This is a genomic window from Lishizhenia sp. (assembly GCF_033720595.1).
Taxonomy (GTDB): Bacteria; Bacteroidota; Bacteroidia; order Flavobacteriales_D; family Crocinitomicaceae; genus Lishizhenia.
Window position 1 is genome coordinate 1 of the sequence record NZ_JAWWCF010000247.1, and the last position, 3,522, is coordinate 3,522.

Annotated in this window: 4 protein-coding genes; all 4 read left to right on the forward strand. The window is 36.7% G+C overall.

The genetic code is table 11. The annotated features are described in order from the left end of the window. Positions 1-146: 146 nt before the first annotated feature. On the forward strand, positions 147-590 hold the full coding sequence (locus R3333_RS13365; RefSeq protein WP_318959274.1) for a hypothetical protein: 444 nt from the start codon (positions 147-149) through the stop codon (positions 588-590). 119 nt (positions 591-709) lie between these two features. Next, a complete protein-coding gene (locus R3333_RS13370) occupies positions 710-2,356 on the forward strand; it encodes a SulP family inorganic anion transporter (protein WP_318959275.1) in 1,647 nt (548 codons plus the stop codon). Between the two features lie 51 nt (positions 2,357-2,407). Continuing rightward, entirely contained in the window at positions 2,408-3,112 is a 705-nt protein-coding gene (locus R3333_RS13375) for a pseudouridine synthase (protein ID WP_318959276.1), read from the forward strand. Positions 3,113-3,264: 152 nt separating this feature from the next. Further along, the coding region (locus R3333_RS13380) for an acyl-CoA thioesterase (protein WP_318959277.1) at positions 3,265-3,522 on the forward strand (258 nt) is incomplete at its 3' end.

Below are 3,522 nucleotides of genomic sequence, written 5' to 3' on the forward strand. Positions count from 1 at the left end.
AGTTTTGTAGTTCAAAAATTTTCCTGATTACAATTTTTGTTTCACACTTATAATCATTATTGTAATATTCGCACAAGTATTATTTCTATTCAATATTATTTTCTCTAGTATTAAGAATAAAAAAGTATAATTACCCTCAACATTAAATGGGACATCTAGCCGACATATATGTTATAAAAAAGTCAAGATCTAAACAACTTGGAATTGATTTCTTAAACCAATTTCTCCCCTTGAATTCGGAGAGTGCAGATGAGTACAGCATTCCGCAATATTCAGTTAGTCCTGTACAAAATTTTGACAAGGCTCATGATTTAATGACCTATCTTGAGTCAAATAATCAATATGCTCAAAGTATTTATTGGCAAAACCTAAATAAACAGGATAGGAATAAGCATGGAATGATCTTTTATACGGAGGATGGATGTATGATTTTTGGAATTTCCAGATATGTTGATTCTAGGAAGGACGAAAAGGAATTTTTAAAAGGAATGAAGTATTTTTTTCATGCGGAGATGGGGTATATAGACCATGAAAATCCTCCGGTAGATTCGTATGAAGAATTTATTGAAAGGGTTAAGCAACTAGAGTAATAAAACTCAAAGTACTCCTCGCTCAATCCAACCTCAAACCAAACCCCTTCTCAAATTTCTCCCTCATCATTCGCTATTGCATTTTGAGTTCTCTATCTTTGCCCCCTTAAAATTTTGGTATGAAGAAGTTTTTCCAAGGGTTTACTGCAAATCCTAAGAATGATATTTTAGCAGGTATGACCGTTTCATTGGCGATGATACCAGAGGTTGTAGCCTTTGCCTTTGTGGCAAGAATAGATCCTTTAGTAGCCTTGTCTGGAGCATTTATTGTTGGATTAATTACGGCTTTATTCGGCGGTAGACCTGGGTTAATTTCAGGAGCAGCAGGAGCGGTAGCGGTAATTTTTGTAAATATGATCGCTGAAGGTCATGAAAGAGGACTTGCTTTTGATACACCCGTTGAAAATATGGGGTTCTTCTATCTCTTTGCCTGTGTAATATTAATGGGTATTATTCAAGTTGCTGCTGGTTACTTTAAATTAGGTCGTTTTGTACGACTTATTCCCCACCCGGTTATGCTTGGATTCGTTAACGGTTTGGCTGTAGTTATTTTCATAGCGCAGTTAAAAATGTTCCCTGTTCAAGCAGGTACAGAAACACAATCTGCGTTTTCAGTATTTTTTAGTGATCTCTTTTCATGGAGTTCATTGACTAAAATGTCACTATTGGTAGCAGTGACCATGGCAATAATTTACCTTTTACCAAAATGGAAACCAACTTCTAAATTGCCCGCAGCACTTACAGCTATCTTAATTATTACGCTTTTCGTAATTTTCTCAGGAATGGATGTAGCTACCATTGGTTCATACATTAGAGAAGGTGGTGGTGAAGGTTTGAAAGGTAAGTTCCCTACTCCTAATTTAGAGTTGTGGGAAAACTTGCCCCTGAACTTAGATACTTTAGCATTTATCTTCCCTTATGCATTCTTAGCGGCTTCTGTAGGTTTAATTGAGTCGTTAATGACCATGAACTTAGTAGATGAGATGACAGAAACGCGAGGAGACGGAAACAGAGAATGTGTAGGACAAGGATTCGGTAACATTGTAAGTGGACTCTTTGGAGGAACGGGTGGTTGTGGTATGATAGGTCAAACCATGATTAACATCAACGCGAAAGGTAGAGGTAGATTATCTGGAGTTATGATGGCTTTAACCTTATTATCTTTTATTGTTTTCGCAGCAGAATACATTGAAATGGTTCCAATCGCAGCATTAGTAGGTGTAATGTTTGTGATGGTAATTGACACCTTTGCTTGGTCGAGTTTCCGTATCATGAAAAAGATTCCGAAATCGGATGCCTTTGTTTTAGTAGCTGTATCTGTAATCACCATTGTTGCCGATTTAGCCATTGCAGTATTCGCAGGAGTAATCATTTCAGCTTTAGTATTTGCATGGGAAAATGCCGTAAGAATTAGAGCAAGAAAGAAATACAAGGAAGATGGAACGAAAGTTTATGAAATCTTTGGTCCCCTATTCTTTGGTAGTATTCAGGCCTTTAATCAGAAGTTTGACATTAAAGAAGATCCTGAAAATATTGAAATAGACTTTTTAGATTCTAAAGTATCTGACCACTCTGGTATTGAAGCTTTGGTGAATTTGGTCAACAAATACGAAGCACAAAACAAGAAAGTGAAATTAACGCATTTGAGTCCTGATTGTAAAACACTTTTAATTAAGAACAACGAAGGATTTAAAGATATCATTGAAGAAAGTATAGATGATCCTAGATATTATGTAATGACGGATACACCCGCGGTTACCGAATAAAATTTAAAAGCAGGAAGTAGAAATACAACCTGCTTTTTTTAGCTTTATACCGTGGAGAATACCGAAGATATAAAGGAGCTGGATATACTTTACCAGGATGAGTATTATGTTGCTGTAAACAAGCCCACCGGACTTCTGGTGCACCGTACTAATTTGGCAACTGATGCCGAAGAGTTTGCATTGCAAATTGTTCGAGATCAAACTGGGAAACACCTCTATCCTATCCATAGATTAGATAGAAAGACTTCAGGAGTTTTGTTGTTTGCATTTAGTTCAGAAGCAGCTCAGAAAATGCAAGAAACTCTAGCTTCAATAAATACTCAAAAAAGATACTTAGCCATAGTACGCGGTCATTTCCCAGAAGAAATTTACGTAGACTATTCCTTAAAAAATCTAAAAGGCAAAGCGCAAGAGGCACAAACTCAATTTAGATGCTTAATGCAGTCAGAGTGTGATTTTCCATCGGGAAAATTTGAAACATCACGCTATTCTTTAATTGAAGCTTTTCCAAAGACAGGGAGAATGCATCAAATTAGAAAACATTGTAATCACCTACGCCACCCAATTATTGGAGATAGACCCCACGGCTGTAACAAACAGAATAAAATATTGGGAGAACGATTTGGCTTGGAGCAAATGATGTTACATGCCGTTGACTTTAGACTTAAACATCCTTACAGCTTTGAAAATATGGTGATAGAAGCCCCTTTATTTGATGAATTTGAACGCATGCAGAAATTACTTTTACTGGATTAATTCCAACAAAGACTTTGAGTTATTCTTTCTTTAAAACTTAGTTTTTCGTAAAAACCTTCTGTCCATCAACTACAAGACGAAACACGAACCAAGTGTTCTCATCAAAAGAATTTAAATTGAATTCCTTATCTTCATTTATCAAAAGCAAACTTATGAGAGAATACAAACACAATTCAGCTTCTCAAACCGTACTTTCCGAGCTTATGGTCCCTTCATACGCCAACTTTGGGGGACGTGTTCATGGAGGAACCATACTATCTATGATGGACAAAGTAGCCTACGCCTGCGCTACCAAACATGCAGGGAATTATTGCGTAACAGCCTCTGTGGAAACGGTTGATTTTCTTACTCCCGTTGAGATTGGTGATCAATTATCTTTATATGCCAGTGTTAATTATGTGGGAAACACC

What these genes read in the sequence shown, in the direction of transcription:
- R3333_RS13370 (WP_318959275.1), top strand. Translation starts at nt 710, where the DNA reads ATGAAGAAGTTTTTCCAAGGGTTTACTGCAAATCCTAAGAATGATATT.
- R3333_RS13365 (WP_318959274.1), top strand. Translation starts at nt 147, where the DNA reads ATGGGACATCTAGCCGACATATATGTTATAAAAAAGTCAAGATCTAAA.